The sequence below is a fragment of the Streptosporangium sp. NBC_01469 genome, from assembly GCF_036227305.1.
In the GTDB taxonomy this organism is placed as follows: domain Bacteria; phylum Actinomycetota; class Actinomycetes; order Streptosporangiales; family Streptosporangiaceae; genus Streptosporangium.
Map to the genome: position 1 here is coordinate 1,100,625 of NZ_CP109465.1, position 25,610 is coordinate 1,126,234.

Consider the following 25,610-nt stretch of genomic DNA (forward strand, 5'->3'; position numbering starts at 1 on the left):
ACCTTCCTTCGGATGTGGCGAACCGGCGCGGCTCCGGGCGGGGGCTCATCGGGTCCTCACCGGACCGCGACCTTGCCCCGCTTCGCCGGTCCGGACGTGGCTGCGCGGCCGTTGGCGCCCTTGAACCGCGGGAGCGCGTTCCACAGCACCCGGAGGATCATGCGGGGCCGCTGCAGGGACTCCGGCCGCTCCACGAGACCGGCCGTCCGCATGTACGCGGCGGTCACCTTGCCGTCCCGGGTGGCCGCGATCTGCACCAGCTTCAGGAACGCCTGGGCGACCCGTACCTGCGGGGTCCGCTCGCCCGCCACCCCGGGGAAGCTGAGGTCGACGATGTTCGTCATCTCCCAGGGCGCGTCGATGACGTCCCGGGCGAGGTCCTGGAAGAACTGGCGCGGCTGCGGGGCGGAGCCGGTGTGCAGGTGGTCGCGCATCGTCAGGGCGCCCAGCGCGGCGACCGTCATCCCCTGGGCGTAGACCGGGTTGAAGCAGCAGACGGCGTCGCCGGTGACGAGGAGGCCGTCGGGGAAGCGCGGCATCTCCTGGTAGTGGCGCCGCAACGTGGTCGGGAACTGGAACGCCACCGGCTCGTCGAGCGGCTCGGCGTGCTGCAGGGCGTCATGGATGTCCGGGACCGCCAGCGACTCGATCCACCGGTAGAAGCCCTCCTGGTCGGTGGGCGGGTGGTCACCGAGCAGGCCGTACGTGGTCAGCTCGACGCGCCCACCGTCCGTCTTGGTGAAGATCGCCCCTCTCGGCAGGGCGGGCGACGCGACCGGGTTGATCGACAGGTCGCCGTGGTACGGGTCCTTGGTCAGCCGGTAGTGCTGGGTGACGTAGCAGAGGCCGATCTTCTTGCGCTCCTCCCTGACCCGCGGGTAGCCGAGGTCCTCCAGCCAGATCGGGGTCCGCGATCCCCTGCCGGTGGCGTCGACCACCAGATCGGCCGTTATGACCTCGGACTCGTCACGGCCGTGCGGCTGCACGCGCACGCCGTTGACGCGGCCGCGGTCGGGCGTCGTCTCCAGGCCGAGGATGTCGTGGCGCTCGGCGAAGGAGACGTTGGGGATGGCGCTCGTCCGCTCGCGGATGTGCTTCTCCAGCATCGGGCGGCTCGCCGCCACGCAGACCAGCCCGGCGTGCCGCTGCCTGAGCCGTTTGCCGTTGAAGTACCACCGCACGTCGCCGGCGAGGTCTCCGGTCGGCACGCCGTCCGCGAAGATCTCCTCCGTGATGCCGGGGTACAGCTCCTCCATGGCCTGCTGGCCGCGGGCGAGCAGGCCGTTGATGTGGCGGGCCTGCGGGCAGCCCCGCCGCATGCCGTCCACGCCGAGCAGCTCGTCGCGGTCGACGACCAGCACCTCGTCGTACGCGTCGGAGAGCACCCGCGCCGCGAACAGTCCCGCCAGGCTTCCGCCCAGCACAACCGCGCGGGTCCCAGTCGTGTCACCCATTTTCGGCTACCTCCACAGTTTCGTTATTCGAGGCCGAACCGCGCCCTGGCGTACTCGCGTTTCGCGATGGTGGTGAGGAAGACCGCGACGCCCGCGTGGCTGTGCAGCATCGACAGGTCGCGCCACACGCGCTCGATGCGCTCGCCACGGCGTACGGAGCTCGATCCGGCCGTGGGGAACAGGTGTCCCTCGACCGCCCTCCAGCAGAGCCCGACGACCTCGCGGCAGATCAGGGCGATCCGCATCTCGCGCTCCGTGGTGAACGCCTCCGGCCCCTGCGCGCACGCGTCCCGCCACTGGTCGACGGCGTTCCAGAACGCCGCCTCGGCGGTCGCGATCAGCGCCGTCGCCTCGCCGTACCACCGCTGGAAGTCGGGGTCCTCCGCCCGGCGGACGATCGGCGGGAAGCCGGTCGTCCGGGTGCGCATCAGCTCCTCGTACGCGTCCAGCGCCCCCTGGGCCATCCCCAGGGCGAGCACGGCGTCCTCCAGGACCATGAAGCTGAGCGGTCCCCCGCCGTACTCGGGGTTGCCGTGCAGTTCCAGACCGGGTGTGCCGTCGGTGACGGTGAGTTGGCTGAGGTGCTTGCCGAGGGTGAGGTGGTCGGGCACGAAGCCGGACACGGCGATGCTGTGCGACCCGCTGCCCTTGAGGCCGAGCTGCGCCCCCCAGTCGTCCAGGCGCTCCCACTCGCTGCGGGGGGCCACGAACAGCATGGGCTCGCCTTCGACGAGGGTGTGGCCCATGAAATGACCGGCGTAGGGGGCGCCGGAGCAGTAGCCCCAGGTCCCGTTGAGCGCCCACCCCCCGTCCACGCGCTCCGCGGTGCCCGACGGCATGACCGTGGCCGGGCAGATGAAGTCCCCCTGGGACAGCAGCTCGTCCTGGGCCCGCCTCCCGAACAGGGTGGCCACGGCGTGCGCGTGCGCGTGCCCCAGGCAGTACATCCAGCCCGTCGACGGGCACCCGCGCGTCAGCGCCAGCGTGACCCGCATGAAGGTCTCGATGCCGAACTCGTAACCGCCGTAACGGCGCGGAACCAGAATTCGATAAAAGCCGGACTTCATGAACCGGTCGTGAATGTCCGCGGCGTAGAACGTGCGTTCCTCGGTTTCCGCCTGGCGTTCCACCAGTTCCCGGGCGATGGACTCGGCCCTTTTGACGACATCGGCAGGTCGCAGATCCGGCTCGGGCGGATCGGGAAAACCCTGGGCTCGGGCATCCGTGGCAAGAGTCATCGTTGGCCCCCTCAACCCTGATTGGTGATGATGGGTAGCCTCACAGGGAAGGCCGTCGGCCGACATCTCCGGAGTTGCGATATCCGTCGCGGCACGCGAGAAACCGGGCAATATGCGATAAGGCTTCCGAAGGCAATCGGGGGATACTCCGCTCCGCGAAACCAGGATGGGCGGATGACCGTTCTGGCGTCGCCTTTCGCGCCGTCCTGGCGTTGCCCTTCGCGCCGTCCGGGCCGCGGAATACCTCCGGGTCATGCCCCTCTACCTGCGAGAACGCGAAGCCGGGCGGGCTGCAGACCGTTGTCCCGACACCACCCGGCGCTTTTCGCGCTTATCGTGCCGCGCCCGATTGCGCATGAACGCGGAAGTCGCGAGGACACTCCACATTTAGGCTCGACGCGAATCCGAACGGTGGTAAAGAAACGGGGCGAGGATGACCGACACGGCTATGCGGAAAACGAGGAGCGCGGAACCCACGAGAACCGCGTACCGGACGTGCCCCATTTGTGATGCCGTCTGCGGCCTGCGCCTCACCCTTGACGGCGCCGGGAAGGTCGCGTCCGTGCGGGGCGACGCCGAGGACCCCTTCGGCAAGGGATACATCTGCCCCAAGGGGGCGAGCCTGGGACACCTGGACGAGGACCCGGACCGGCTCAGGGCCCCGATGGTGCGCAGGGACGGCGACTGGCACGAGGTCACCTGGGAGGAGGCGTTCGCGACGGTCGACCGGGGGTTCACCCGGGTCGTCGAGTCCCACGGCCGCCAGGCGACGGCGGCCTACTTCGGCAACCCGACCTTCCACACCATGGCCGGCATCCTCTTCCGCGGCCCGCTCGCGCAGGCCCTCGACACCCCGAACGTCTTCAGCGCCAGCTCCATCGACCAGCTGCCCAAGCACGTGGCCTGCGGCCTGATGCTCGGCGACGCCATGTCAATCGCCGTTCCCGACCTCGACCGCACGGACTACCTGCTCGTCCTCGGCGCCAACCCGGTGGAGTCGCACGGTTCGCTCTGCGCGGCCCCCGACTTCCCCGGACGGCTCCGGGCGCTGCGCGAGCGCGGCGGCAGGCTGGTCGTGGTCGACCCGCGCCGCACCCGCACCGCCGACCTCGCCGACGAGCACCTGTTCGTCAGGCCGGGCACGGACGCCCACCTGCTGTTCGGCATCGTGCACGCGCTCTTCGCCGAGGGCCTCGTCACCGTCGACCTCGACGTGGAGGGCCTGGACGAGCTGCACCGGCTCGCCGTGGACTTCCCGCCGCACGTCGTCGCCCCGGTGTGCGGCGTCGCCGGCGACGTGATCGTACGGCTGGCGCGCGAGCTGGCCGCGGCGCCCTCGGCCGCCGTCTACACCCGGGTGGGAACCTGCACCACCGAGTTCGGGACCGTGATCCAGTGGCTGGTCGACGCGATCAACATCCTGACCGGCAATTTCGACCGGCCCGGCGGGGTCATGTTCACCAGGCCCGCCACGGCCGAGCCGTGGCGGACGGGTGAGCCCTTCGCCATGGGGCGGTGGCGCAGCCGGGTACGGGGGCTGCCCGAGGCGCTCGGCGAGCTCCCCCTCGCCGTCCTGGCCGAGGAGATCGAAACCCCGGGAGACGGGCAGGTCAGGGCCCTCGTGACGGTGGCCGGCAACCCGGTGCTGTCGGCGCCCAACGGGGCCCGGCTGGACCGTGCGCTGCGGGACCTGGAGTTCATGGTCTGCGTGGACCCCTATCTCAACGAGACCACCCGGCACGCGGACGTCATCCTCCCGCCGCCCCGCATGCTGCAGATGCCGCACTACGACTTCCTGCTGCTCACGGTGACCGTGCGCAACTACGCGAGGTTCTCCCCCGCGATCCTGCCGCTCGAACCGGGACGCCCCTCGGAGGGGGAGATCATGGCGAGGCTGGTCCAGATCGCGTCGGGGCAGGGGCCGGACGCCGATCCGGAGGCACTGAGCGAGGCGATGCTCGGCGGGATGCTCACCGCCGCCGTCACGACCCCCGGATCCCCGTACGAGGGCCAGGACGCGACGGCGTTGCGGGCCGCGCTCGACGGCGAGTGCCCCGAGGAGCGGATCCTGGACGCCATGCTCAGGCTGGCCCCGTACGGCCTGTCCCTGGCCGAGTTGCGGGCACGGCCGCACGGGATCGATCTGGGCGCGCTCAAGCCCCGGCTGGACGAGCTCCTGTGCACCGAGTCCGGCCGCGTGCGGCTCGCCCCCCGGGCACTGGCCGACGAGGTCGTACGGCTGCGCGAACGGCTCGGCGAACCGGCCGCCGACATGGTGCTGATCGGCAGGCGCCAGCTCCGCTCCAACAACAGCTGGCTGCACAACGTCCGCACGCTGACCGGCGGCAGCAACCGGTGCACGCTCCACGTCAACCCCGCCGACGTGGCCAGGCTCGGTCTCGGCGACCGGGCGCTCGTCCGGTCGGCGGCCGGGGAGGTCGTGGCCGAGGTCGAGCCCACCGAGTCCATCATGCCGGGCGTGGTCAGCCTTCCCCACGGATGGGGACACGCAGGGACGACCCAGGGGGTCGCCGCGGGACATCCGGGGGTCAACGCCAACGCCCTGACCGATGACGCGGTCGTGGATCCGGCGTCGGGCAACGCGGTGTTCAACGGGGTGCCGGTGGTGGTCGGACCGGCCGCGGCATAGGCCGTCGAACCGGGTGGGAGCAGAGAAACACCGTCCATCCTTCGCGGATGGACGGTGTTGTCGTCGCGTCTCGTGCGCCGTCGCGTCTCATGCGTCGTCGCGTCTCATGCGCCGTGCGTCGTCGCGCCGTGCGTCGTCGTGCGCTGTCGCGGGAGTCGTGCGCTGTCGCGGGAGTCGTGCGCTGTCGCGTGCGTCGGTGCGCGCCGTCGCGGGACTCAGTCCCCGGAGCCGTCCCGCTAGGCGGCGAGCCGGAAGCCCGTCGCCGTCTGCGGCTTCTCCGGCGGCACGCCTACGCGGACACGGGCTTACGGGCGACGGCGACGAGGTATCCCAGTTCCCGCACATAGGCCACCGGGCTGTTGAAGACCTTCAGGACCGGGATGACCTCCTCGCCGTACCGCGCCACCAGCTCGTCGAACCGCCTGTCCACGGTCGCGATCACCCGGCGGGCGGTCTGCTGCGTGTGCTCGCTGACATCCAGGAGCTCAATGAGCTCAAGGCCCGACTCCCGCACCAGCGCGCGGTACTCGTCCGCGTCGAGCACCGGGCCGGCGTGCATGGCCTCCATGTGCCGGCGCACCAGCTCGTCGTCGGCCTCGCTCATCGGCCCGGTCCGCAGGTGGTCCGTGACGATCAGCCGGCCTCCCGGGCGCAGCACGCGGAGGGCCTCGCGGAGGAGCCGCGCCCGGTCCATGTGCATGATCGCCTCGAAGACCCAGACGACGTCGAACGCGTCACGGGGATAGGGCAGGTCGATCGCGTCGGCGTACTCGAACCTCACGCGGTCCGCCAGGCCCTTCTCGACGGCCTTGCGGTTCGCCTCGTCGAGCTGCTCCTGGTTGTTCGAGACGCCGACGATCCTCACGTCCGCCACCTCGGCGACGCGGAAGGCCGGCGTGCCGATGCCGCAGCCGATGTCCAGCATCGTGGTGGCGTGCTCGAAGTTCGTCTTCTCGATGAGCAGCCGCGTGAGGCGGTCGGTCGCCTCGGGGATCGTGCTCTGGTCCTCCTCGGAGGGCCAGTACCCATGGTGGAAATCCTCGCCCCAGATATCGAGGAGGACCTGGTTGGTCAGTTCGTAGAACCTGTTGGTTTCCTCGGACGTCGGTGCCGCTTGACCACTCATGTCTCGTTCCTCCGTGTGTCCGGTGGTGATGCGCGTCCTCCGCCACGGTGCCGACGCCGCCCGCGCCCCGGCCCGTACGTCCCGCGTGGACCTCGTCGGGGAGCACGCGCGTCATCCGCGTGGGGATCGGGTGAATCCGTCACCGCGCCCGGGGTGCGTCGCGACCTCGGCCGGGGGCGCGTGTCGCCCGCGCGGGGAGTGCCTCAGGGGCGCGCCTCACCCGCCGATCGCGCCCCCTACCGACGGTCGCACCCACCGCCGGCGTGCGCATCTTCGCTCGTGCGAAGGCATGCCGCCCGCTCCGTCGGTGCCCACTTGTTCGCGGAAAGGGCGCGGCGACGAGAATTTCGCGTTCCGGGTAACAAAGAAGGCCGAATCAGGCTGCGATTTATTCCATGTCGTAAAGCGAGTAAACACCGCATCGGGCCGATCCGGCTGCGCAATCGAGAAGAAGGAGCGCCGAACGTCCTGCTGGTAGGAAGGGTTTACGCGGTGTCGGCCCATTCATTGTGTCGCGCTCGTGACCTGCATATCCCAAGTCGGAAAGGAGTTTCCATGGACGCGGGTACCGAAGCTGGTTCGGGGGTCCGAGCCGGACGACGGGAGTGGCTGGGGCTCACGGTACTGGCCCTGCCCACCTTCTTGCTGTCGATCGACCTCACCGTGCTCTACCTGGCCCTGCCACAGCTGACCGCGGAGCTCGCGCCGTCCAGCACCCAGCAGCTGTGGATCCTGGACATCTACGGGTTCCTCATCGCGGGCTTCCTGATCACGATGGGCAACCTGGGCGACCGCATCGGCCGCCGGCGCCTGCTCCTGATCGGCGCCGCGGCGTTCGGTGTCGCGTCGATGTTCGCGGCCTACTCCACCTCACCGGAGATGCTCATCGCCGCACGGGCGGTGATGGGGGTGGCCGGCGCCACGCTGATGCCGTCGACCCTCGCGCTGATCAGCAACATGTTCAAGGATCCCAAGCAGATGGGCACGGCCATCGGGATCTGGATGAGCTGCTTCATGGCCGGTGCCGCGGTCGGACCGCTCTTCGGAGGGGCACTGCTCACCTCCTTCTGGTGGGGTTCGGTGTTCCTGGTGAACGTGCCGATCATGCTGCTGCTGGTCGTCGTCGCGCCACGGCTGCTGCCGGAGTACCGCAACCCGGAGGCCGGTCGCCCGGACCTGGCCAGCGTCGCCCTGTCCCTCGTCGCCATCCTGGCGTCCATCTACGCGATCAAGGAGCTGCCGAAGGTCGGCCTGGAGCCGGTGCCGACGTTGCTCCTCGTCGTCGGCCTGGCCGTCGGCGTGGCCTTCGTGCTCCGCCAGCGCCGGCTCGCCGATCCGCTGCTGGACATGCGCCTCTTCGGCACCCGGGCCTTCAGCGTGTCGCTGTGCAGCATGCTGCTCGGCTTCATGGCGGTGTCCGCGATCGGGCTGTTCGTGGTGCAGTACCTGCAGACCATCGAGGGGCTGACCCCGCTGATGACCGGCCTGTGGGTGTTGCCCAACGCGGTGGCGATGATCGGCGGCACGATGCTGGCCCCCGTCGTCGCACGGCGGATCCGCCCGGCCTACCTCATCGCGGGCGGGCTGGTGATCTCGCTGGTCGGCCTCGTGCTGATGGCCAGGGTCACCGGCGGCGTCCCCCCGATGATCGCCGCCCACGCCCTGGTCGGGTTCGGGATGAGCCCGCTCATGGCGGTCGGCTACAACCTGGTCATCAGCTCGGCCCCGATGGAGAGGGCGGGGTCGGCGGCCTCCATGGCGGAGACCACCGGAGAGGTCGCGGGCGCGCTCGGCATCGCGGTGCTGGGGACGGTGGGCACCGCCGCCTACAGTGCCCAGATAGCCGGCTTCATTCCCCCGGGACTCCCCGCGGCCGCCGCGGAGACCGCCAGGGAAACCCTCGTCGGCGCGGTCACCGTCGCCGAACAGCTGCCCCAGTTCGCGGCCGCGCTCCTGAACCCGGCCCGTACGGCGTTCATCGAGGGCATGCACGTCACCGCGATCGTCAGCGCGGTCCTGATGGCGGTCGTCATCGTCTTCGTCCTGACCATGCTCCGGCACATCGGCCCGACCGACGCCGGGGAGGCCCCCGAGGCAGGGCAGGCCCCCGAGGCGGAGCAGGCCGGCGACGCTCCCGCCGAGGCGGGGAAGGAGGCGAGCGCGCCCGCGCCGAGCCAGTGAGCCCATCGCGCGATCGGACGACCGGCCCCGTGCCCGGTGAGGGAATCCCCTCACCGGGCACGGGGCTCATCCGTCGCGGCCGATCACCGTCGGCCGGTGTCGGAAGCCCGGAGGCGGTGGCGGTCCCCCCGGTGGACCCGCGCCGTCGGTTCGAGCGGCCGTCCCTCCTGGCCGAGGGTGAGCCGCTCGGCGACCAGCACCGGAGTCCCGATCTCGCTCGTGAACCTTGGGCTGCCGCGCCTCCACCGAGTGGCCCCCGCCCCGGGGAACCGCGCCGGATCGGCGCTTCAAAGGGTCGACACTTCGCAGGGTTGGCGCTGCGCGAGGTCGCGATTTCACAGAGGCAGCGCTTCGCAGGTCGACACTTCGCAGGGGCGCGGCTTCGCAAGGTCGGCACCTCGCAGGATCGCGTGGAGCGACGGGGCGGTGAGGCCAAGCGCGGGACAGAGCTCCGACGGCACCCGGTCGTGCTCCGGTACGACGACGAGGCCGTCGAGGAAACGCGGTCGCCGCATCTCGAACAGCGCGGCGACCGGACCGACGCGCAGCCGTGTCCCGTGACACCTCGTATCGCTCGGCCGGACCCCGCTCCGACGGCAGCCGGCCCCCGCCCTGGCACCGCGGGCCGAGATGTCGTCCCGGAGCTGTGCGACGACCTGAACGCCGAACCGGGGTGGCACGATGTTCCTTGGTGTTCCTTGGCGTCAACGGCGGTACCAAAACCGCCTTCTGCCTGGTCGACCGGGACGTGAGTACAGCGGGGCGGGCGCGGACCGCCGGCAACCACTACTTCTCGGAGGTCACGGAAGGCATCGGCATCGTCGAGCGAACCCTCGGACAGCGCGTCGACCTGGCCTGCGCGGACGCAGGCATCCCCCTTCCGGGCATCGCGAACGCCGACATCACGGACGCGGGCATCACGGACGCGGGCATCGCGGCGGCCGGGCTGGGCGACGGATGCGCCGCCGTTCCACGTCCGGCCTGTCACCCGGCGCCGGACCGGGCAGCGGGCCAGGCACCAGGCCGGACACCGGACCGGGCGGCGGACCGGGCGGCGGGCGGCGGGCGGCGGGCGGCGGGCGGCAAAACCAAAACGGCGCCGTCTCGGTGGAGACGACGCCGCACGTTCGGCGAGCGCCGAGCGGGCACGGGCAGGACCGCCTCGCCCGCTCGACAGCCGGAGCCTTCGCTAGGCCTTCGCGAGGTACTCCTCAAGCGCGTCGAACCAGCCGTTCCATCCGGCCTTGACCTCCTCGACCTGGTCTTCGGGGAGGTACGACTTCTGGATGAACGTCATCTCGGTTCTGTCGCCCACGGCGGTGAACTCGACGCTGAGCGACTCCTCGCTCGCGTCCGCCGCCTGCTTCGCCTCGAAGTCCGAGTCGTTGGAGAGGGAGAACACCAGCCGCTCGTACTTCTCCACCTCGAAGTAGTACCCGTGGAACGGCATCTCGTCGCCCTCGTACTCGATGGGGGCACTCCACCGTCCGCCCGGGCGGACGTCCATCTTCACCTCCATGGAATCGGGGGTGCCCCACCACTGGCGGTAGCGCTCGGGCTCGGTCCAGGCCTCGTACACCTTCTCGCGGGGAGCGTCGAACGTGCGGGTGACCCTGATCTCGGGGGGAGTCGATGACTCGGTCATCGCACCGTCCTTTCTGAATTTCTCATCGCCGAAGCCGGAATTTCGATTTCAGAACATGCCGGCACTGAGCCTGCATATCCATTCCAACCCTAGTGACCACGCCTGGAGCCCGCTTCTTCTCGTTTGCCCTTGTCGGGCTTTTGCGCGAAGCGTTCAGCGTGGTGACCGTGGAGTACTGGACGACCGTGCGGCAGGCGACGCCAGGGCCGAGCTCGCGCACCGGCGACCGGACGGTCTTTTTCGCGGCACCCGCTTTTCCCGCGATCCCTATCCGCGGCGCCCCATCCCGGCCATTTCCCCGGGGGGCAGCTTGAGCGGCTGCCCGGAGGTCTTCTCGATCCACCACTGGACGATGAACAGGTTGATTATCCAGCCGCCCCAGCTGACCCCCTCCAGGATGTAGTTGAAGTCGATCTGCGCGACCCAGGGGGACCACCAGATCCAGCCCATCCCGATGAAGAACCCCCAGACGGGCGTACCCCACAGGATCGCGAAGCTGTAGATCATCCAGCGCCGGTGCTCGGCGTACCGGCGTTGACGCAGCTTGACCCACCCGATCAGCGCCGTGGCCGTCCACAGGATGGCCGCCACGGCGCCGCCGACCTTGCCAGCCGGGATGGACACGGGAAGCATGAGGAGGACGAAGATCGAGGTCGGTATCGCCCCGACGAACACGTAGAGCCTGCCGGACCACCGGTGAAAGGCCGGGTAGCGCCTTCGAAGCCACGGCCAGAGCTGCAGGACGACCGTCACCAGCGACAACGTACCGGCCGCGACATGTCCCACGAGCAGCCAGTACTGCGTCACCGACTCCAGGGGGCGCTGCGCCTGGTTCGGGTCGAGAGCGGAGTACTTCGGGAGCTGGAAGATGAGAAACACAACGGCGAAGGCCACCGTTGGCACAAGCAGGTAATTGCTGAGCTGCCGTCTCGGCCGGTTGCCCGGCGCGGGAGTTTCCGCGCCGGGTTCCACCGGCTCACCGGCCCGGCGATCCGGAGCGCCGAGATCCGTCTCCGTCATGTCTGACCTCCTGCTCGAATGCACAGAACATTGTTGAATCCTCCCCCGGCGGGATTCAGTGCCACCCCAGCGTCTTATCCGAATCGCCTTCGCCGCATCTTTTGAAATGCGCGAATGAATTCCGTCCCGGTCACTCCCGCCACTCGTTTCCCAGGCGGCCTCCGCACGCGCCGCGGCGCCTGGCGGTGACCCGCCGGGTACGGCTGTGTCCGAGGGTGTCCGGAGGTGCCCGCCGAACGCGCGCCGGTGTCCCGTCTCAGGAGGGCTTGACGCCGATGAAGAGACCCGGGCCGCCCTGGCCGGTCTCGACGAACTCCACGGAGGCGACGCCCGCCTCGGCGACGGCCGTCTCGTACTCCTGCCGGGTGAACATCGTCAGCAGGTGGAGATCGGCGAAGTGCTGGATGCCGCTTTCGGAATCGGCCACCACGAAGTGCGCGTCCATCCGGAAGACCCGGCCCTCCAGCACCGTGTGGGAGACCCGGGCGATGGTCTGCCCGTTGATCGTGACGACGTCACTGGTGACGCGCCCGGCCTGCACCTTCTCCGGGAGGTACCAGGGCTCGATGACGATGACCCCGCCCGGGTTGAGATGCCGGCCGAAACAGCGCATCGCCGTGTTCAGCTGCTCGGCGTCGTCCAGATAGGCGATCGAGCTGAACAGGCAGGTGATCGCGTCGAACCGCCGGTCGAGGCGGAAGTCCTGCATGTCGCCCCGGTGCAGCGGCACCCCGGGCAGCCTCTTCCCGGCGACCCGGAGCATGTCCTCGGACAGGTCCATGCCCTCCACGTGCTCGAACGCCTCCGCGAAGTAGCCGAGGTTCCTCCCGGTGCCACAGGCCACGTCCAGCAGCGAGGACGCGGAGGCGTTGCGCTCCTTGACGTGCTTGGCCAGCATCCGGGAGCGTGATGCCTCCTCGGCCTCGTACGGCCTGTCGCGCCCCTCGTAGAAGGCGTCGTACACCTCGGCGTGAGAGTAGACCGGCGAGAGCCCGTCCATGATCAGAAACCCTCCGCTTCGGGGCGGAACCGCTGCTCTTCGGTCATGATTTCCTCCGTGTGGTCGCGGGTGAGAGTGGCGTCGGCCGTCGCCGGCCGCTCGGGGAACACCGTCCGGGGGTCCATCGCCCAGCTTGTTCTCGCGCCGACGGCGGCGCATCTCCCAACATGCGCATGAGCCGCCCGCCGCGGCGTTCCGGGGTCAACGACGCGAGGCGCGGTGTTCGGCGGTCAGCCTCTCCAGCGTCGGCACGAGATCGTTCGGGCTCGGCATCGCCCTCACCTCGGTGCGCAGCCGGGCGGCGTTCCTCGCGTACGACGGATCCTCCAGGACCCGCTTGAGGCTGTCGCGCAGCACGTCGGCGGTGAAGGTGCTGGCATTGCCCGCGTATATCCCGGCACCGCGGCCCTCCAGCCCGTCCGCGATGGTCACCGGAGCCCACCATTTCTCGGTCTTGAAATCGCCGGGCACGATGACCTGCGGGACGGCGTGTTCGAGCGCCGACGCGAAGCTCCCGGCGCCGCCCTCGTGGACGATCGCCGAGCACTTGGGCAGCAGTTCGGTGAACGGTACGAAGTCGACGGCACGGACGTTGTCCGGGAGCGTCACCGACCCGAGTTGGTCGGCGTTGAGGGTCGCGATCACCTCGACGTCGAGGTCGGCCACCGCCTCGAGAAGATCACGGGACGACGACCCGCCGGCGAGGGTGACGTCCCGGTGCGAGATGCCCTGCGAGATGCAGACGCGCCTGCGGGCGGGCTCCTCGTACACCCATCTCGGCGTCGTCGAGGGACCGTTGAACGGCACGTTGCGCATCGGCAGGTAGTGCACGCCATCCGGCTGCCAGATCCACGGCGGCGTGGCGGAGATGGTCCACTGCCCGAGCGCCGTCGTCTCGTCGAAGTCGTGGCCGTACCGCTCCAGGATCGGCTGCAGCCAGTCCCGCACCGGGTCACCCGCGGAGTCGAACCGGGCCCGGCAGGCCGCGCGCAGCTGCGCCATCCTGTCCACGGCGAGCGACAGCCGGGCGTGCGCCGCGCCGACGACCTGGGCCGCCACCGCGCCGGGGAAGGCGCTGATGTCCGTGATCACCAGGTCGGGGCGCCACACGCGGGCGAAGTCCACCAGTTCGTCGAACGTGGCGTCGGAGAAGAACGTCGAGCTTATGCCCGCGATGACGTCTTCCAGCTCGACGTGCGGATCGCCCCAGCCGTAGTCGCTCTGCGCCGACTTCCCGGTGCGCTGCCCCCTCGGGTCGCACGGCCCCGGCGACTCGTCGGCCGACGCCGGCCGCCCCATCTTCATCGGCCACTCGATCGGTACCTGCGCCATCCTCTCCTTTAGGGAGATCCTGTCGCCGACCGACACGCCGGACAACCCGATCTGCGCGATGTCGTCGGTGATGTCTGGCGATCCGGCGACACACACCTCGTGCCCGGCGCTGCGCAGCGCCCACGCCAGCGGCACCAGTCCGTACAGGTGTGCTCTGAAGGGGAGGGTCGCGAACAGGATCCGCATCGGAGTTCTCCGTTTCGATGGTCGGTGATGGCGGCCGTGCCGGGCGACGTGCCCGTCGCCGCGACGCGCACGGGACGGAACGGTTCAGTCCAGCGCATAAGCGATCTCGGTCAGGTGCCGCCCGTAGTTCGAGTGCCGCATGCCGGCGCCGAGCCGGTAGCAGGCCTCGGCGTCGATGAAGCCCATCCGCAGGGCGATCTCCTCGAGGCAGGCCACCCGCTCGCCCCGGTATTTCTCGATGAACCGCACGTACTGGCCGGCGGCCAGCAGGGAGTCGTGGGTGCCGCAGTCGAACCAGGTGTGGTCACGGCTCAGCCCGATCAGTTTCGCCCGGCCCCGTCGGAGGTATTCGAGGTTGACGTCGGTGATCTCCAGTTCGCCGCGGGGCGAGGGGGCGAGCCCCCGGGCGATCTCGACGACCTCGTTGTCGTAGAGGTACAGGCCGGTGATCGCGGTGTTGGAGCGCGGGCGCGGCGGCTTCTCCTCGATGGAGACCAGCCTGCCCGCGCGGTCGACCTCGCCGATGCCGTACCGGTCCGGGTCGGGCACGGGGTAGCCGAACAGGGTGCAGCCGTCGAGCGACTCCCCGGCCTCGCGCAGCAGCTCGGCGAACCCGGAGCCGTGGAAGACGTTGTCGCCGAGGATCAGCGCCGAGCTGTCGTCGCCGATGTGGTCGGCACCGATCAGGAACGCCTCGGCGATGCCGCGCGGTTCCTGCTGCACCGCGTAGGACAGGTTCAGGCCGAGTCTCGACCCGTCACCGAGCAAGCTCCGCATGACCGGCACGGTGGACGGCGTGGAGATGATCAGAATGTCCCGGACGCCGGCCAGCATCAGCACGGAGAGCGGGTAGTAGGCCATCGGCTTGTTGTAGACGGCGAGCAGTTGCTTGGACGTCACCGAGGTCAGCGGGAACAGTCGAGTACCGTTGCCGCCGGCGAGAACGATTCCCTTCATCATCCGGCCCGTTCCTTCGATTCGTGGGTCATCGGTGCGCGGCTCGCGACCGTTCGCGGGTCACCTGTGCGCGGCTCGCAGCCGTTCGCAAATCACCGGCGCGCGGTTCGTGACCGTTCGCGGATCACCGGCGCGCGGTTCGCAGCCGTTCGTGAGTCGCCGGCGCGGCTCGCGACCGTTCGCGGGCCACCTGTACGCGGGTCACCGGCGCACGACTCGCGACCGGGCGGCCACAAGCGCCTCACCGGGACTTCGTGGCGGCCTCCGCCTGCTCGAGGAGGACGTACGGATCCTCCATCTCGTACCAGCCGAGGCCCGGCGAGCAGCGGTCGTAGCCGAGCAGCCGCCGCACCTCCTCCGGATAGGCCAGCACCGCCTCCGTGGGCACGGCGAGATACTGGTTCTCCTCCTGGCGCAGGTTGCCCAGGTCCAGTGCGATGGTCAGGCCGGTGCGCGGGGTGTCGGCGGCGTTGTGGCCGCCGCCGTGGTAGACCCCGCCCAGCCAGATGAGGCCGGAGCCCGCGGGCATCTCCGTGGGCAGGGCCTCCTCCGCGCGCGGGGCACGCTCGTCGTCCCAGTGGTGGCTGCCGGGAATGACCATGGTCCCGCCGTTCGCCGCGGTGAACTCGCTCATGGCCAGCATCAGCTGGACCCGGCTGGTCGGGCCGGGATGGCGGCGCAGGTGCAGCGCGTCGTCGCGGTGGAGCGGCTGCCTGCCCTGGCCGGGATGGATCTGGATCAGCTGGGTGCCGCTGATCTGGATGCTCGGGACCATCTCCACCCTGGCCCTCCCTATCCACATGTGCGTCGGCTGCTGCATGATCCTGCGAGCCGCGCCCAGGTAGAGGGGATGCGTCACCACCGGCGTCAGCCGGGTGGTCCTGGCGAACAGCGAGGAGACGCGCCTGGTCCGCTTGCCGTTGTACCAGTCCCCGCTGAAGTCGTGGCCGTCCAGGGCGGGGCCGAGGTCGTCCCACAGCCGCGCGAGCGTCTCGTCGTTCACGAGCTCCTCGACGATCACGGCTCCGTCGCGCGTCAGGATGTCGACGACGTCGTCCAGGCCGGCGTCGGGCCTCACCCGGGTCAGGCCGGCCGTCCCCGCCCCGCTCAAAGCTGTGCCACGTTGGCTCGTGCCGCGACCGTACGGACGAACTCGGCCATGGTCGGGTCGTCCTCGAAGATGTCACCGACCTCGATCCACACGCCGAGTTCGTCCTCCACGCGTGCGACGATCCTGGCGGCGCCCACCGACTCGCCGCCCAGCTCGAAGAAGGGGGCGCCCTCCTGTCCCTCCGGCACGCCCAGCACCCCCGTCCAGATCTCCTCGATCTTCTTCTGGATCTCGGGGAAGCTCAGATGTTCCGGGAATCCGAGGCTCATGTCCGGTGTCCTCCTGTTTCCTTCCTGGGTGATCGGGGTCGAGCGAGAGCGCTCCGTTCACGCGGCTCGATCCCGTGAGGGCTCGTCAGCGCGGCTCGGGCCCCTTGCGGGGTCGCCGCCTGAGGATTCACGCGGTCCTCCTGAGAGGCCGTCGGCGCGACTCCATCCCCTGGGGGACTCGTCAGCGCAGCTCGATCCCCTTGAGGAACCGCCCGCGCGACAGCGCGTCCGAGATCGCCGCGATGTCGTCGGCCATGTACCGGTCGTGGTGCAGCGGCGGAACCAGCTCGCGCACCGTGTCGTAGGTGGTCCTGCCCGCCGGGCTGAGCCCGTCGTACCTGTCGGACAGGTCGACCGCCTGCGCGGCGGAGAGGAACTCCACCGCCAGGATGTCGTAGTTGTTCCGCAGCACGCGGCGGGCGTTGCGGGCCGCGATCAGGCCCATGCTGACCACGTCCTGGTTGTCGCCGTTGGACGGCACGCTCTGCGTGCTCGCCGGGCCGATGGTCCGGTTCTCGGCCACCAGCGCGGTCGCCGGGTACTGCGCGCCGGCGAAGCCGCTGTTGAGGCCGGGCTCGTCGGCGACGAGGAACTCCGCCAGGCCGCTGAGGTGCCGGTTGAGCAGGCGGTTGGTACGTCGCTCGGAGAAGACGCCGAGCTGGGTCAGCGCGATGGTCACCGAGTCCATGGCGAAGGCGACCGGCTGGCCGTGGAAGTTGGCGCCGTGGAAGACCTCCTTGCCCTCGAAGAAGAGCGGGTTGTCGTTGGCGGAGTTCAGCTCCGTCTCCAGCGTCTGCCGCGCGTTGTACAGCACGTCCCGGACCGCGCCCACGACCTGGGGGATGGCTCGCAGCGTGTAGGCCTTCTGCATGTAGACACCGGTGCGGGAGACCCCGCCGTTGGTCTTCTGGGCCTGTGCCTGCTTGCGCAGCTCGGCGTGCTCGACGGACAGGCCGCTGCCGGTGAGCAGCGCGCGCATGTTGGCGGCCGTGTCGATCTGCCCCCGGTGCGGTCGCGCGATGTCATGCCCCTCGGCCAGGAACGGGCTGGTCGAGCCGCGCATGGTCTCCACGACCAGCGCGGTCACCAGCTCCGCCTGCCGTACCTGGTCCAGGGCGCGGCCGACCACGAGGGAGCCCAGGCCGGTCATCCCGGAGGTTCCGTTGATCAGCGACAGGCCCTCCTTGAACCGGAGCTCCAGCGGCTCGATGCCCATCTCCCTGAGCACCCGGCCGGTCGGCACCGGCCGGCCGTCCCGCAGCACGTAGCCCTCGCCGATCACGGTGACGGCGATGTGCGCGAGCGTCGCCAGGTCACCGCTGGCGCCGAGCGAGCCGATCTCGGGGATGGCCGGTGTGATCCCCAGGTTGAGGTAGAGCGCCAGGCGTTCCAGCAGTTCGGGGCGGACCGCCGAGTAGCCCTTGGCCAGGGCGTTCAGCCGGGCGGCGAGGATCGCCCTGGCCTCGTCCACGCCGAACAGCGGGCCGACGCCGGCGGCGTGGCTGCGGACCAGGTTGGTCTGCAGCTCCACCTCCTTCGAGACGTCCACCATCATGTAGATCATCTCGCCGTAGCCCGTGGTCACGCCGTAGACGGGGATGCCCTGCCGCACCGTCTCCTCGAAGAGCGTCCTGCTGGCGGCGGCCTTGGCGAGCGCCGACGGCGCCACCACGCAGGGGGCCTCCTCGGCGACCCGCTGGACCCCGGCGATGTCCAAGGTCTCGCCGTCGAAGTCGACTGTCCGTTCAGTTTCGAGCAGGGTCACCGTTCTTTTCCAATCGTGAGCGGTCCACCTTGCCACCGGCGTTGCGCGGCAGCTCCTTGAAGATCTTGAAAACCAGCGGCGGCATGGCGTCGCCGAAGGTCCGGCGCACCGCGCCCCGCCAGGCGGCCCGCGCCGCCCCCGGATCGCGCGGCACGATGTAGGCCACCAGCCGGGTCACCAGCCCGTCGGCGTCGACCTCGGCGCGCACGGCGCACTCGGCCACCGAGCCCTGAGCCGCCAGGGTCTCCTCCAGGTCGGCCAGCTCCAGGCGGCTGCCGTTGAACTTGACCTGGGAGTCCCCGCGCCCGCGAAACTCCAGCACCCCGTCCTCCCGCCACCGGCCGCGGTCGCCGGTCCGATAGGTCGGAAGCGGCAGGCCGGCCAGCGGCCGGAAGGCGGAGCGCTCCTTCGCCGACGCCCCCACGTAGCCGGGCGTGACGTGCCGACCGAGGATGACGATCTCCCCGGTGACACCCGCCGGGCAGGGACCGTCGTCCCCGTCCACCACCAGCACCCGCCGTCCGGGGACGGGCCCGCCGACCGGCACCGCCCCCCGCACCGGTCCGTCCACCTCGAACCAGGTGGCCAGGATCGACTCGGTCGGGCCGTAGAGGTTGACCAGGCGTACGGCGGGCAGGAGCGCGCGCAGGTCGCCCGCGAGTTCCCCGGTCAGCGGCTCCCCCGCCAGCAGCAGGTGGCCGAGGTCGGGGAGTTCCCGCAGGACGTGGCGGCAGGTGCGGGCGAAGCTGGGGACCGTCTGGAAGTGGGTGATCCGCTCGGCCGCGAGCCAGTCGACGATCCGCTCCGGGTTGGTCCTGATCCGTTCCGGCACCGGGCAGAGGGTCGCCCCCGCCGTGAGGGCGGCGAAGATCTCCATGAGGTTCGCGTCGTATCCGGGCATCGCCCACTGCGCCACCCGGGACCCGGGGCCGATGCCGAACTCCCCGGCGAACCAGGTGACGAACTGGGAGAGGGTCCCGTGGGTGTGCGGGATGCCCTTGGGCCTACCGGTCGTGCCCGAGGTGTAGGCGACATAGGCACGGTCGGCCGGGTCGCGCCCGGCCGGCACCGCCGAAGCGTCGGTCACGTGGGCCGGGTCGCGCCCGGCCGACGCGGACGGAGCCCCGGCCGGACGAGCCTGGTCGCGCCCGATCGGCGCCGCCGAAGCCCCGGCCGGACGAGCCTGGTCCCGCCCGGCCGGTGCCGCCGAAGCCTTGGCCGGATGAGCCTGGTCGCGCCCGGCCGGTGCCGCGGGAGCCCCGGCCAGGCGGGCCGGGTCGACGACCTCGCCGCCCAGCTCGTCCCGGAACCACCGGGCCAGCGCGTCGTCGGCTCCCACCAGGGCGGCGGGCCCGAGCTCGCCGAGCATAGCCCTGCCCCGGTCACCCACGTCGCCCGCGCCCAGGCAGACCACGTACGCGCCGGCCCTCAGCGCCCCGAGCACCGCGACGACCTGTCCCGCCCCCCGCGGCATTCGCACCGCCACCGGCCTGCCCTCCACCGCGCGCAACGCGTGGGCGACCGCGGCCGACCGGGTGCCGAGCTCGCGGTACGAGAGGCGGGTGCCGCCCTCGTCCACCGCGACCGCCTCCGGCCGTTCCCTGGCGTGCGGTTCCACCAATTCTTGGACTGGCCTGCTCACGTGCGATCCTCTCCGGAAAGCGGGGTCGGCGACCGAATGTCTTTTCGCGTTTTCCCGAACCGCGATCGCGCTTATCGTCCGGCTCCGGCGCCCGGTGGCGCATCTCTGGAAATGCTGTGCCGAATTCCCGGAAAAGCGGCGCAACAAAAGAGACACCCTCCGGTCTTTTTCACGCGGCGAGGTCACAGCGGCGGAAGTCACGCCGGTGAAAGTCACAGCGGTGAAAGTCACGCCGGTGAAAGTCACGGCGGCGGAGTCACGAAGGTGCCGTCGCGCGCGGCTCAGCCTTCCCGTTCGGCCGTGACGAGGACGAAGGTGCCCGGCCCGGACATGTGCCGGACCCTCATGCCCGCCTCGGCCAGCCAGCCGCGGATCTCCTCGCGCTCGAAGAGCAGCATCCCCTCGGGGCGGCTGGGGAAGAAGTGGGAGGCCTGGAAGTGCCGGGCGACGGGGTCGGGGTCGAAGAGGTAGGTCATCATCGTGAGGATCCCGCCGGGACGCAGGACGCGGCCCACCTCCGCGATCGCCTTCGCGGCGTCGTCGGGGAAGGCCTGCAGGGCGTTCCAGCAGTTCACCGCGCCCATCGAGGCGTCCTCGAAGGGCAGCCGCAGCGCGCTTGCCCGGACCGCGGGCACCTCGGGCAGCCTGCCGCGCAACACGGTCAGCATCGGCAGCCCCATGTCCAGCGCGATCAGCCGGTCGGCGCCGACCACCCCGGCCACCACCGCGGTCCACCTGCCCGCGCCCGCGGCCAGGTCGAGCACCGGCCCCTCCGTACCGGACAGGTGCCTGGCGATGTGGTCGTCCTCGTCCTCCGGCGTCATCGCGTCGCCCCAGTTCGCGCCGGCGATCCGCAGGAAGGCCGGGCGGAGCACGGCCTCGTAGTACAGGCCCATGCTGGGCATCTCCGACAGCTTCTGGAGCAGATCCGCCGTCGCCTCGTCCGACGCGGCCTCCGCGCCGAAGGTGGTGTCCTTGACGCCCGCCGAGAGGTCGAGGATGCCCCGCGCGACGGGATAGGTCACGGAGCAGGCATCGCATCGGGCCTGGCCGGCCCGGAACGTCAGGCCGCCGTGACAGGCCGGGCAGAGCAGCAGGTCCGCGTGCCGGGTGAAGGCCTCCAGGTCCAGCTCGGGGGCGGCGGGCGGGTCGTAGGAGCCGGGTTCCGGCGGGAGCGGGGCCGGCATGCCGTGCCGGACGGCCCAGTACGCCTTGGCCCCCGAGTACCCGAGGATGGTCCGGGTGTCGTTCTCCCAGTTCGTGATGATCTGCCGGGTGGTGAGGCCCTTGATCCGCTCCCTGTCGTACCGGAGCTCCTCCTCGGTCAGCTTCCACACCGACGGCGACGGCCACACCCGGCCCAGGCCGGGATCCCTCGGATCCAGGTCCCGCAGGTTCCGGTCGAGCCTGCTCAGGTCGTCCTCGTCCAGGCCGAGCGGCTCGACGGCGGCCATGATCCGGTCACGGTCGTCGGGGAAGTGCGAGAGCAGGTAGAGCAGGGCGAGCGTGCGCGGCCGCCGCTCGCCGCCCTCGGCCAGCAGGTCCAGATAGAGGTCCAGGCCTCGCCGTACGGCGGAGGAAAGCGGGTCGCCGACGACGGGATACTCGGACTCGGCGAGCAGCCCCAGCAGGATGGCCAGATAGCCCTGCCTGTCCTCGTCGGCGTGCCCCATCGCCGCCACGAGCTCGGGCACCGCGGGCAGGGCCAGGTCGGTGGCGACGCCCTCGTGCCACAGCTCGCCCACCAGCCGCCGGTACCTCTCCTCGACCAGGCCGGGCGGCGCCGTGACGAACTCCACGACCAGCCCGGCGTCACTGGTGCGCGCGGTGGAAACGCTCATGTCATGGATTCCTCTCGGGAAACGTCCAGGTGCCTCATCCTCACATCCACGTTTTTCCGCGGCATCTTTCTGCGTGCGTATCAGTCAGCAAGCGGGGAGTTGCGGCGGCGCCGATTCCGGGAACTAATTCAGGACCGTGGAAAGTATTGGCGCGGCGAATATCGGCACGCATTACGACGAGCGTTCTCCGATCGCGGACGAACTGCGCGGCGGCCAGGTGCACATGTGGTACTGGTACGACGAGCAGGACGAGGCGACGCTGAAGGAGGCCGTCCACCGGATCACCCGGAAGGTCACCGACACGCTCGGGCTCCGCTCCGGCGAGCGGCTGCTGGACGCGGGCTGCGGCCCCGGCGAGACCGGGGTCTTCCTCGCCAGGCGGTACGGCGCGCGGGTCACCGGGATCACCCTCAGCGCCTACGAGATCGAGCGGGCCAACGAGCGGGCCGCGTCGAACGGCATGGAAGAGCTCGCGCGATTCCAGTACGGCGACTACATGGAGCTCCCGTTCCCCGACGGCTCCTTCGACGCCGTGCTGGCGCTGGAGTCGCTGCAGAACGCCCCCGATCCCGTCCGGGTCTTCGCCGAGTTCTTCCGGGTGCTCCGCCCCGGCGGCCGGATCGCCTTCTCCGACTTCAGCCTGGAGTCCGCGGCCGAACCGAGGCGGCTGGCCACCTTCATGTCCGCGCTGAAGCTGCCGCGACTGCCCACGCTGCGGGAGTGGCTGGAGTACGCCGGGGACGCCGGGTTCGAGGTCGAGGAGTACACCCAGTGCGGCCCGCGGGTGTTCGGGCGCAGGTCGAAGTACGTCAAGGCCGCGATGAGCCGGAGACAGGAGCTCCTGGCCAAGTTCGGCGAGGAGGCGCTCGGCGAGTTCGCCAGCAGGCACCTCGGCTTCTTCGCCCCCCGCCGGGACCAGGTCGGCTACGTGATCGTCGCCGCGCGCAAACCGCGCGGCTGAGCGGGCGTGTCCCCGGCCGTCCCCGACCGTCCCGTGCGTAAGCCTCCGCAGGTGAGCGGGCGCGTCCCCGGCCGTCCCGCGCGTAAGCCCCGCAGGTGAGCGGGCGCGTCCCTGGTCCTCCCGCGCGTGAGCCGTGCGGGGGAGTCACACGGGGAGCCATTCGCGTAAGCCACGCGGCTGAGCGGGCGTGTCCCCGGCCGTTCGGGATCTCAGCCGGCCGCGGGCGGGATGTTCTGGTTGAGGCGGAACAGGTTCTCCGGGTCGTACCTCGCCTTGATCCGCGCCAGCCGCTCGTAGGCGCCGCCGGGGTAGGCCGCCCTGATCCTCTCCTCGCCCTCGTTGAGCATGAAGTTCACGTAGACACCCGGGTCGTCCTGCCTGAGCGAGGCGGCGAAGGCGGCGACCCAGGCGGCGTGCTCACCGGCTTCCGCGGGGTCCGCGTGCACGGCGGTCAGGTTGACCATGACGCGGCTCCCGCGATGGGCGAACGCGGTGGCCGTGACGGGCACCCGCGCCATGGCCCCGCCCAGCACGCGCAGCTGTGTCACGGTCATCGCCGCGGTGGAGGACTTCGTGCGCTCCAGGATGTTCCCGGCCACTGCGAGGTCGACGCGGTCGACGAACATGTTGGCGGTCGCGGCCATGGAGCGCGTGCCGGAGCCCCCCGGCGGATACATGCCCGGGTACGGCACGGCCCGGACCAGGTCGGCGAGCGGCCCGGCGATCGCCCGGAACGGCGCGAGGGCCCGCTCACCGGCCTCCGCCGGACCCGCGTAGCACATCGTGGCCATGATGACGGGCCTGCCGTGGTGCTCCTCGGGGACGAACGGCACGGGCGGCGAGGGCATGACGTTCGCGACGGTCGACAGCTCCTCCGGCGCCGCCTCGGCCTCGGCGACGAAGGAGACGATCGCCTCGGGCGTCGCCGGCAGGACGAGCAGGCCGCCGTAGACGCCGTCCAGCTCGTGCAGGCGGAACCTGAGGCGGGTGGCGACGCCGAAGTTGCCGCCGCCGCCGCGGATGGCCCAGAACAGGTCGGGGTGACGGTCCTCGTCGACGTGCAGGATCGCGCCGTCGGCGGTGACGATCTCGGCGGCCAGCAGGTCGTCGACGGTGAGCCCGTGCTTGCGCACGAGATAGCCGATGCCTCCGCCGAGGGTGATGCCGCCGATGCCCACGGAGGCCGTGTCGCCGAACCCGGTGACCAGGCCGTGGGCCGCAGTCGCGGTGGCGTGCTCACCGGCCCTCATACCGGTCTCCACCCAGGCCGTCCGGCCCTCGACGTCGATCTCCAGGTTCTTCATGCCGGCCAGGTCCAGGCAGATGCCGCCGTTGGAGACGCCGTGGCCGACAGCGCTGTGCCCGCCGCTGCGGATCGAGAGCTCCAGCCCGGTCTCCCTGGCGAGCGTGACGACCCGCGCGACCTGCGTCGCGTCGCCGGGCCTGATGACGACCGCCGGCCGGTGATCGACGCCACCGGCGTGGACGGCGCGCGCCGCGTCGTACCCGGGGTCGCCGGGCAGGATGATCCGGCCATGAAGGCCGGGGTCGAGCCGGTCGATCGCGGCGGGCACGCGGTCGATGAACGTCGTCACGAGACTGACTCCTTTTCGGCGGGAGGCGTGGGAACGACTCGAATGACCCGATGCGGCGGGAGGCGTGGGCACGACTCGAACGACCCCATGCGGCGAAAGGCGTGAGCACGACTCGAACGACCCGGCACGGCCGGTGACCCCGCCGCCGCGGGCACGAACGTCCCCGTGAAGCTCGCGGATCGGGGCGGGACGGGCCCCGTCGTCCCCGCCGGCTGTGACAAGCGTGCCCGCGCGGGAGCGTCCCCGACATCTCCGGATGTGCTCTTCATTGAGCAACCTAAGAGATGCGATTTTTCTGGGCAGCTGAAAAATTGGCCTTTTCAGCAGTTCCCTCTATCGCGAGCCCGGTCGTGGCAGTTTGCGGCCGGGCTGACAAGTTTTTCCGGAAAGGATCGCGCCGTGCCCGAGGCGAGGGTCGTCACCGACGTCCTGTTCTCCGAGTACACGTCTCCCGGATTCCCGGACCCCACCGAGAACCGGGCCGTGGAACTCGGTGACCGCTGAGCGCACGCGGCGAACGGCGAGCCGGGGGGACGATGACGGGGCATCCGGCCGTTCTGGCACCAGCCGACCAGCGCGGCGAACGTGGTGATCCAGTGACGAGGCCGAACCTGCGACGCGGGCCGGGGACGGTGGCGGCCTCGGGCGTCGCCCTCCGTGACCACGGGGACGCCGGTACGGCCGGCCTTCCACAGGGAGAAGGCAACCCCATCCAGGCCACAGCCACTCTGACCACCACGAAGGATTGATCATGGCTGAACCCAGCGCGGAGATCGGGATCATCGGAGGCAGCGGGTTCTACTCGCTCATCGACGGCGCTCGGGAGGTCACGCTCTCCACACCGTACGGCGATCCGTCCGACCCGATCGTCCTTGCCGAGATCGCCGGCCGGAAAGTCGCCTTCATCCCGCGGCACGGCCGCGATCACCGCCATCCGCCGCACCGGATCAACTATCGGGCGAACCTGTGGGCGCTGCGTTCCATCGGGGTCCGGCAGGTCCTCGCACCCTGCGCCGTCGGGTCGCTCCGGCCCGAGCTGGGGCCCGGCATGGTGGTCGTGCCCGATCAGCTGGTGGACAGGACCAGCGGGCGCGCGCAGACCTACTTCGACGTCTCCGCCGTCCATGTTCCCTTCGCCGACCCCTACTGCCAGGTCGGGCGGGACGTCGTGCTCCGGGGAGCCGCCGAGGCGAGGGAGGACTGCGTCGACGGCGGAACCATGGTGGTGATCGAGGGGCCGCGCTTCTCCACCCGCGCCGAGTCCCAGTGGTACGCCGCGCAGGGCTGGGCGCTCATCAACATGACCGGGTATCCGGAGGCGGCGCTCGCACGCGAGCTGGCGATGTGTTACGTCCCCATCGCGCTCGTCACCGACCTGGACGCGGGTCTGGGCGTCGGGTCGGGCGTGCGGCAGGACGAGGTCTTCCAGATCTTCAACGCGAACCTCCCCCGCCTGCGCGCGCTCGTGCTGTCGGCGGTCTCCCTGCTTCCGGCCGAACGCACCTGCGAGTGCACGAGGGCCCTCGACGGCATCGACCTCCCCATCGAGATTCCCGGGTACGGCGCCCGGGTCTCCTCGACGCCGTCGAACGGGACCGATCCATCCTCGTCCTGAACACCCGTGCGGCCTGGGGGGT

The 25,610-nt window shown here is 70.6% G+C and carries 18 protein-coding genes; 4 read left to right on the forward strand and 14 right to left on the reverse strand.

The annotated features are described in order from the left end of the window. Positions 1-56: 56 nt before the first annotated feature. Together OG587_RS04995 and OG587_RS05000 are read right to left on the reverse strand one after the other, a co-directional pair. Entirely contained in the window at positions 57-1,454 is a 1,398-nt protein-coding gene (locus tag OG587_RS04995; protein WP_329087301.1) for an FAD-dependent oxidoreductase, read from the reverse strand. Positions 1,455-1,477: 23 nt separating this feature from the next. Further along, the gene (locus OG587_RS05000) at positions 1,478-2,692 is read right to left on the reverse strand and encodes an acyl-CoA dehydrogenase family protein (RefSeq protein WP_329087303.1); all 1,215 of its coding nucleotides are present in this window, start codon (positions 2,690-2,692) and stop codon (positions 1,478-1,480) included. A gap of 448 nt (positions 2,693-3,140) precedes the next feature. Between OG587_RS05000 and OG587_RS05005 the strand changes: the two genes are divergently transcribed. Then, positions 3,141-5,342 carry a molybdopterin-dependent oxidoreductase gene (locus tag OG587_RS05005; protein WP_329087305.1) on the forward strand — a complete coding sequence of 734 codons (2,202 nt, stop codon included), beginning with the start codon at positions 3,141-3,143 and terminating at the stop codon, positions 5,340-5,342. 289 nt (positions 5,343-5,631) lie between these two features. On the opposite strand, the gene OG587_RS05010 is transcribed toward OG587_RS05005, so the two are convergent. Further along, complete coding sequence (locus OG587_RS05010) at positions 5,632-6,468, reverse strand: SAM-dependent methyltransferase (RefSeq protein ID WP_329087307.1); 837 nt, start codon at positions 6,466-6,468, stop codon at positions 5,632-5,634. Positions 6,469-7,023: 555 nt separating this feature from the next. Between OG587_RS05010 and OG587_RS05015 the strand changes: the two genes are divergently transcribed. Next, positions 7,024-8,649, forward strand: coding sequence for an MFS transporter (locus OG587_RS05015; RefSeq protein WP_329087310.1), 1,626 nt, complete (start codon positions 7,024-7,026; stop codon positions 8,647-8,649). A gap of 1,189 nt (positions 8,650-9,838) precedes the next feature. Here the strand turns inward: OG587_RS05015 and OG587_RS05020 are convergent. The 10 genes from OG587_RS05020 to OG587_RS05065 form a co-directional block, all read right to left on the reverse strand. Next, the gene (locus tag OG587_RS05020) at positions 9,839-10,294 is read right to left on the reverse strand and encodes an SRPBCC family protein (RefSeq protein WP_329087312.1); all 456 of its coding nucleotides are present in this window, start codon (positions 10,292-10,294) and stop codon (positions 9,839-9,841) included. 267 nt (positions 10,295-10,561) lie between these two features. Continuing rightward, complete coding sequence (locus OG587_RS05025; RefSeq protein WP_329087313.1) at positions 10,562-11,314, reverse strand: DUF2306 domain-containing protein; 753 nt, start codon at positions 11,312-11,314, stop codon at positions 10,562-10,564. Between the two features lie 256 nt (positions 11,315-11,570). Next, positions 11,571-12,314 (reverse strand): class I SAM-dependent DNA methyltransferase, encoded by a 744-nt coding sequence (locus tag OG587_RS05030; protein ID WP_329087315.1) that lies wholly within the window; start codon positions 12,312-12,314, stop codon positions 11,571-11,573. Between the two features lie 201 nt (positions 12,315-12,515). After that, a complete protein-coding gene (locus OG587_RS05035) occupies positions 12,516-13,832 on the reverse strand; it encodes a nucleotide disphospho-sugar-binding domain-containing protein (protein ID WP_329087317.1) in 1,317 nt (438 codons plus the stop codon). 84 nt (positions 13,833-13,916) lie between these two features. Continuing rightward, positions 13,917-14,789: a glucose-1-phosphate thymidylyltransferase RfbA gene (rfbA, locus tag OG587_RS05040; protein WP_329093738.1), complete on the reverse strand. Its 873-nt coding sequence runs from the start codon at positions 14,787-14,789 to the stop codon at positions 13,917-13,919. A gap of 241 nt (positions 14,790-15,030) precedes the next feature. Beyond that, positions 15,031-15,867 carry a phytanoyl-CoA dioxygenase family protein gene (locus OG587_RS05045; RefSeq protein ID WP_329087319.1) on the reverse strand — a complete coding sequence of 279 codons (837 nt, stop codon included), beginning with the start codon at positions 15,865-15,867 and terminating at the stop codon, positions 15,031-15,033. Positions 15,868-15,896: 29 nt separating this feature from the next. Continuing rightward, positions 15,897-16,169 (reverse strand): phosphopantetheine-binding protein, encoded by a 273-nt coding sequence (locus tag OG587_RS05050; protein ID WP_329087321.1) that lies wholly within the window; start codon positions 16,167-16,169, stop codon positions 15,897-15,899. A 181-nt stretch (positions 16,170-16,350) separates the two neighbouring features. Further along, complete coding sequence (cmdF, locus tag OG587_RS05055) at positions 16,351-17,934, reverse strand: tyrosine 2,3-aminomutase (protein WP_329087323.1); 1,584 nt, start codon at positions 17,932-17,934, stop codon at positions 16,351-16,353. Further along, the gene (locus OG587_RS05060) at positions 17,915-19,576 is read right to left on the reverse strand and encodes an AMP-binding protein (RefSeq protein WP_329087326.1); all 1,662 of its coding nucleotides are present in this window, start codon (positions 19,574-19,576) and stop codon (positions 17,915-17,917) included. Before OG587_RS05060 ends, cmdF begins: the two co-directional genes overlap by 20 nt. 281 nt (positions 19,577-19,857) lie before the next feature. Then, positions 19,858-21,417 (reverse strand): class I SAM-dependent methyltransferase, encoded by a 1,560-nt coding sequence (locus OG587_RS05065; protein ID WP_329087327.1) that lies wholly within the window; start codon positions 21,415-21,417, stop codon positions 19,858-19,860. A gap of 136 nt (positions 21,418-21,553) precedes the next feature. On the opposite strand from OG587_RS05065, the gene OG587_RS05070 reads away from it, so the two are divergent. Further along, on the forward strand, positions 21,554-22,378 hold the full coding sequence (locus OG587_RS05070) for a class I SAM-dependent methyltransferase (RefSeq protein WP_329087329.1): 825 nt from the start codon (positions 21,554-21,556) through the stop codon (positions 22,376-22,378). 209 nt (positions 22,379-22,587) lie between these two features. Here OG587_RS05070 and OG587_RS05075 read toward each other — a convergent pair whose 3' ends face one another. Continuing rightward, positions 22,588-23,973, reverse strand: coding sequence for an FAD-binding oxidoreductase (locus OG587_RS05075; RefSeq protein WP_329087331.1), 1,386 nt, complete (start codon positions 23,971-23,973; stop codon positions 22,588-22,590). Positions 23,974-24,724: 751 nt separating this feature from the next. Between OG587_RS05075 and OG587_RS05080 the strand changes: the two genes are divergently transcribed. After that, positions 24,725-25,588, forward strand: a complete 864-nt coding sequence (locus tag OG587_RS05080) for an S-methyl-5'-thioadenosine phosphorylase (RefSeq protein WP_329087333.1) — start codon at positions 24,725-24,727, stop codon at positions 25,586-25,588. Positions 25,589-25,610 lie beyond the last annotated feature (22 nt).

Bases quoted from the DNA above. Each gene is read 5' to 3' on its own strand.
- OG587_RS05010 (WP_329087307.1), bottom strand. From the start codon at position 6,468: ATGAGTGGTCAAGCGGCACCGACGTCCGAGGAAACCAACAGGTTCTAC.
- rfbA (WP_329093738.1), bottom strand. From the start codon at position 14,789: ATGAAGGGAATCGTTCTCGCCGGCGGCAACGGTACTCGACTGTTCCCG.
- OG587_RS05000 (WP_329087303.1), bottom strand. From the start codon at position 2,692: ATGACTCTTGCCACGGATGCCCGAGCCCAGGGTTTTCCCGATCCGCCC.
- OG587_RS05035 (WP_329087317.1), bottom strand. From the start codon at position 13,832: ATGCGGATCCTGTTCGCGACCCTCCCCTTCAGAGCACACCTGTACGGA.
- OG587_RS05030 (WP_329087315.1), bottom strand. From the start codon at position 12,314: ATGGACGGGCTCTCGCCGGTCTACTCTCACGCCGAGGTGTACGACGCC.
- OG587_RS05065 (WP_329087327.1), bottom strand. From the start codon at position 21,417: ATGAGCGTTTCCACCGCGCGCACCAGTGACGCCGGGCTGGTCGTGGAG.
- OG587_RS05050 (WP_329087321.1), bottom strand. From the start codon at position 16,169: ATGAGCCTCGGATTCCCGGAACATCTGAGCTTCCCCGAGATCCAGAAG.
- OG587_RS05015 (WP_329087310.1), top strand. From the start codon at position 7,024: ATGGACGCGGGTACCGAAGCTGGTTCGGGGGTCCGAGCCGGACGACGG.
- OG587_RS05080 (WP_329087333.1), top strand. From the start codon at position 24,725: ATGGCTGAACCCAGCGCGGAGATCGGGATCATCGGAGGCAGCGGGTTC.
- OG587_RS05020 (WP_329087312.1), bottom strand. From the start codon at position 10,294: ATGACCGAGTCATCGACTCCCCCCGAGATCAGGGTCACCCGCACGTTC.
- OG587_RS05005 (WP_329087305.1), top strand. From the start codon at position 3,141: ATGCGGAAAACGAGGAGCGCGGAACCCACGAGAACCGCGTACCGGACG.
- OG587_RS05025 (WP_329087313.1), bottom strand. From the start codon at position 11,314: ATGACGGAGACGGATCTCGGCGCTCCGGATCGCCGGGCCGGTGAGCCG.
- OG587_RS04995 (WP_329087301.1), bottom strand. From the start codon at position 1,454: ATGGGTGACACGACTGGGACCCGCGCGGTTGTGCTGGGCGGAAGCCTG.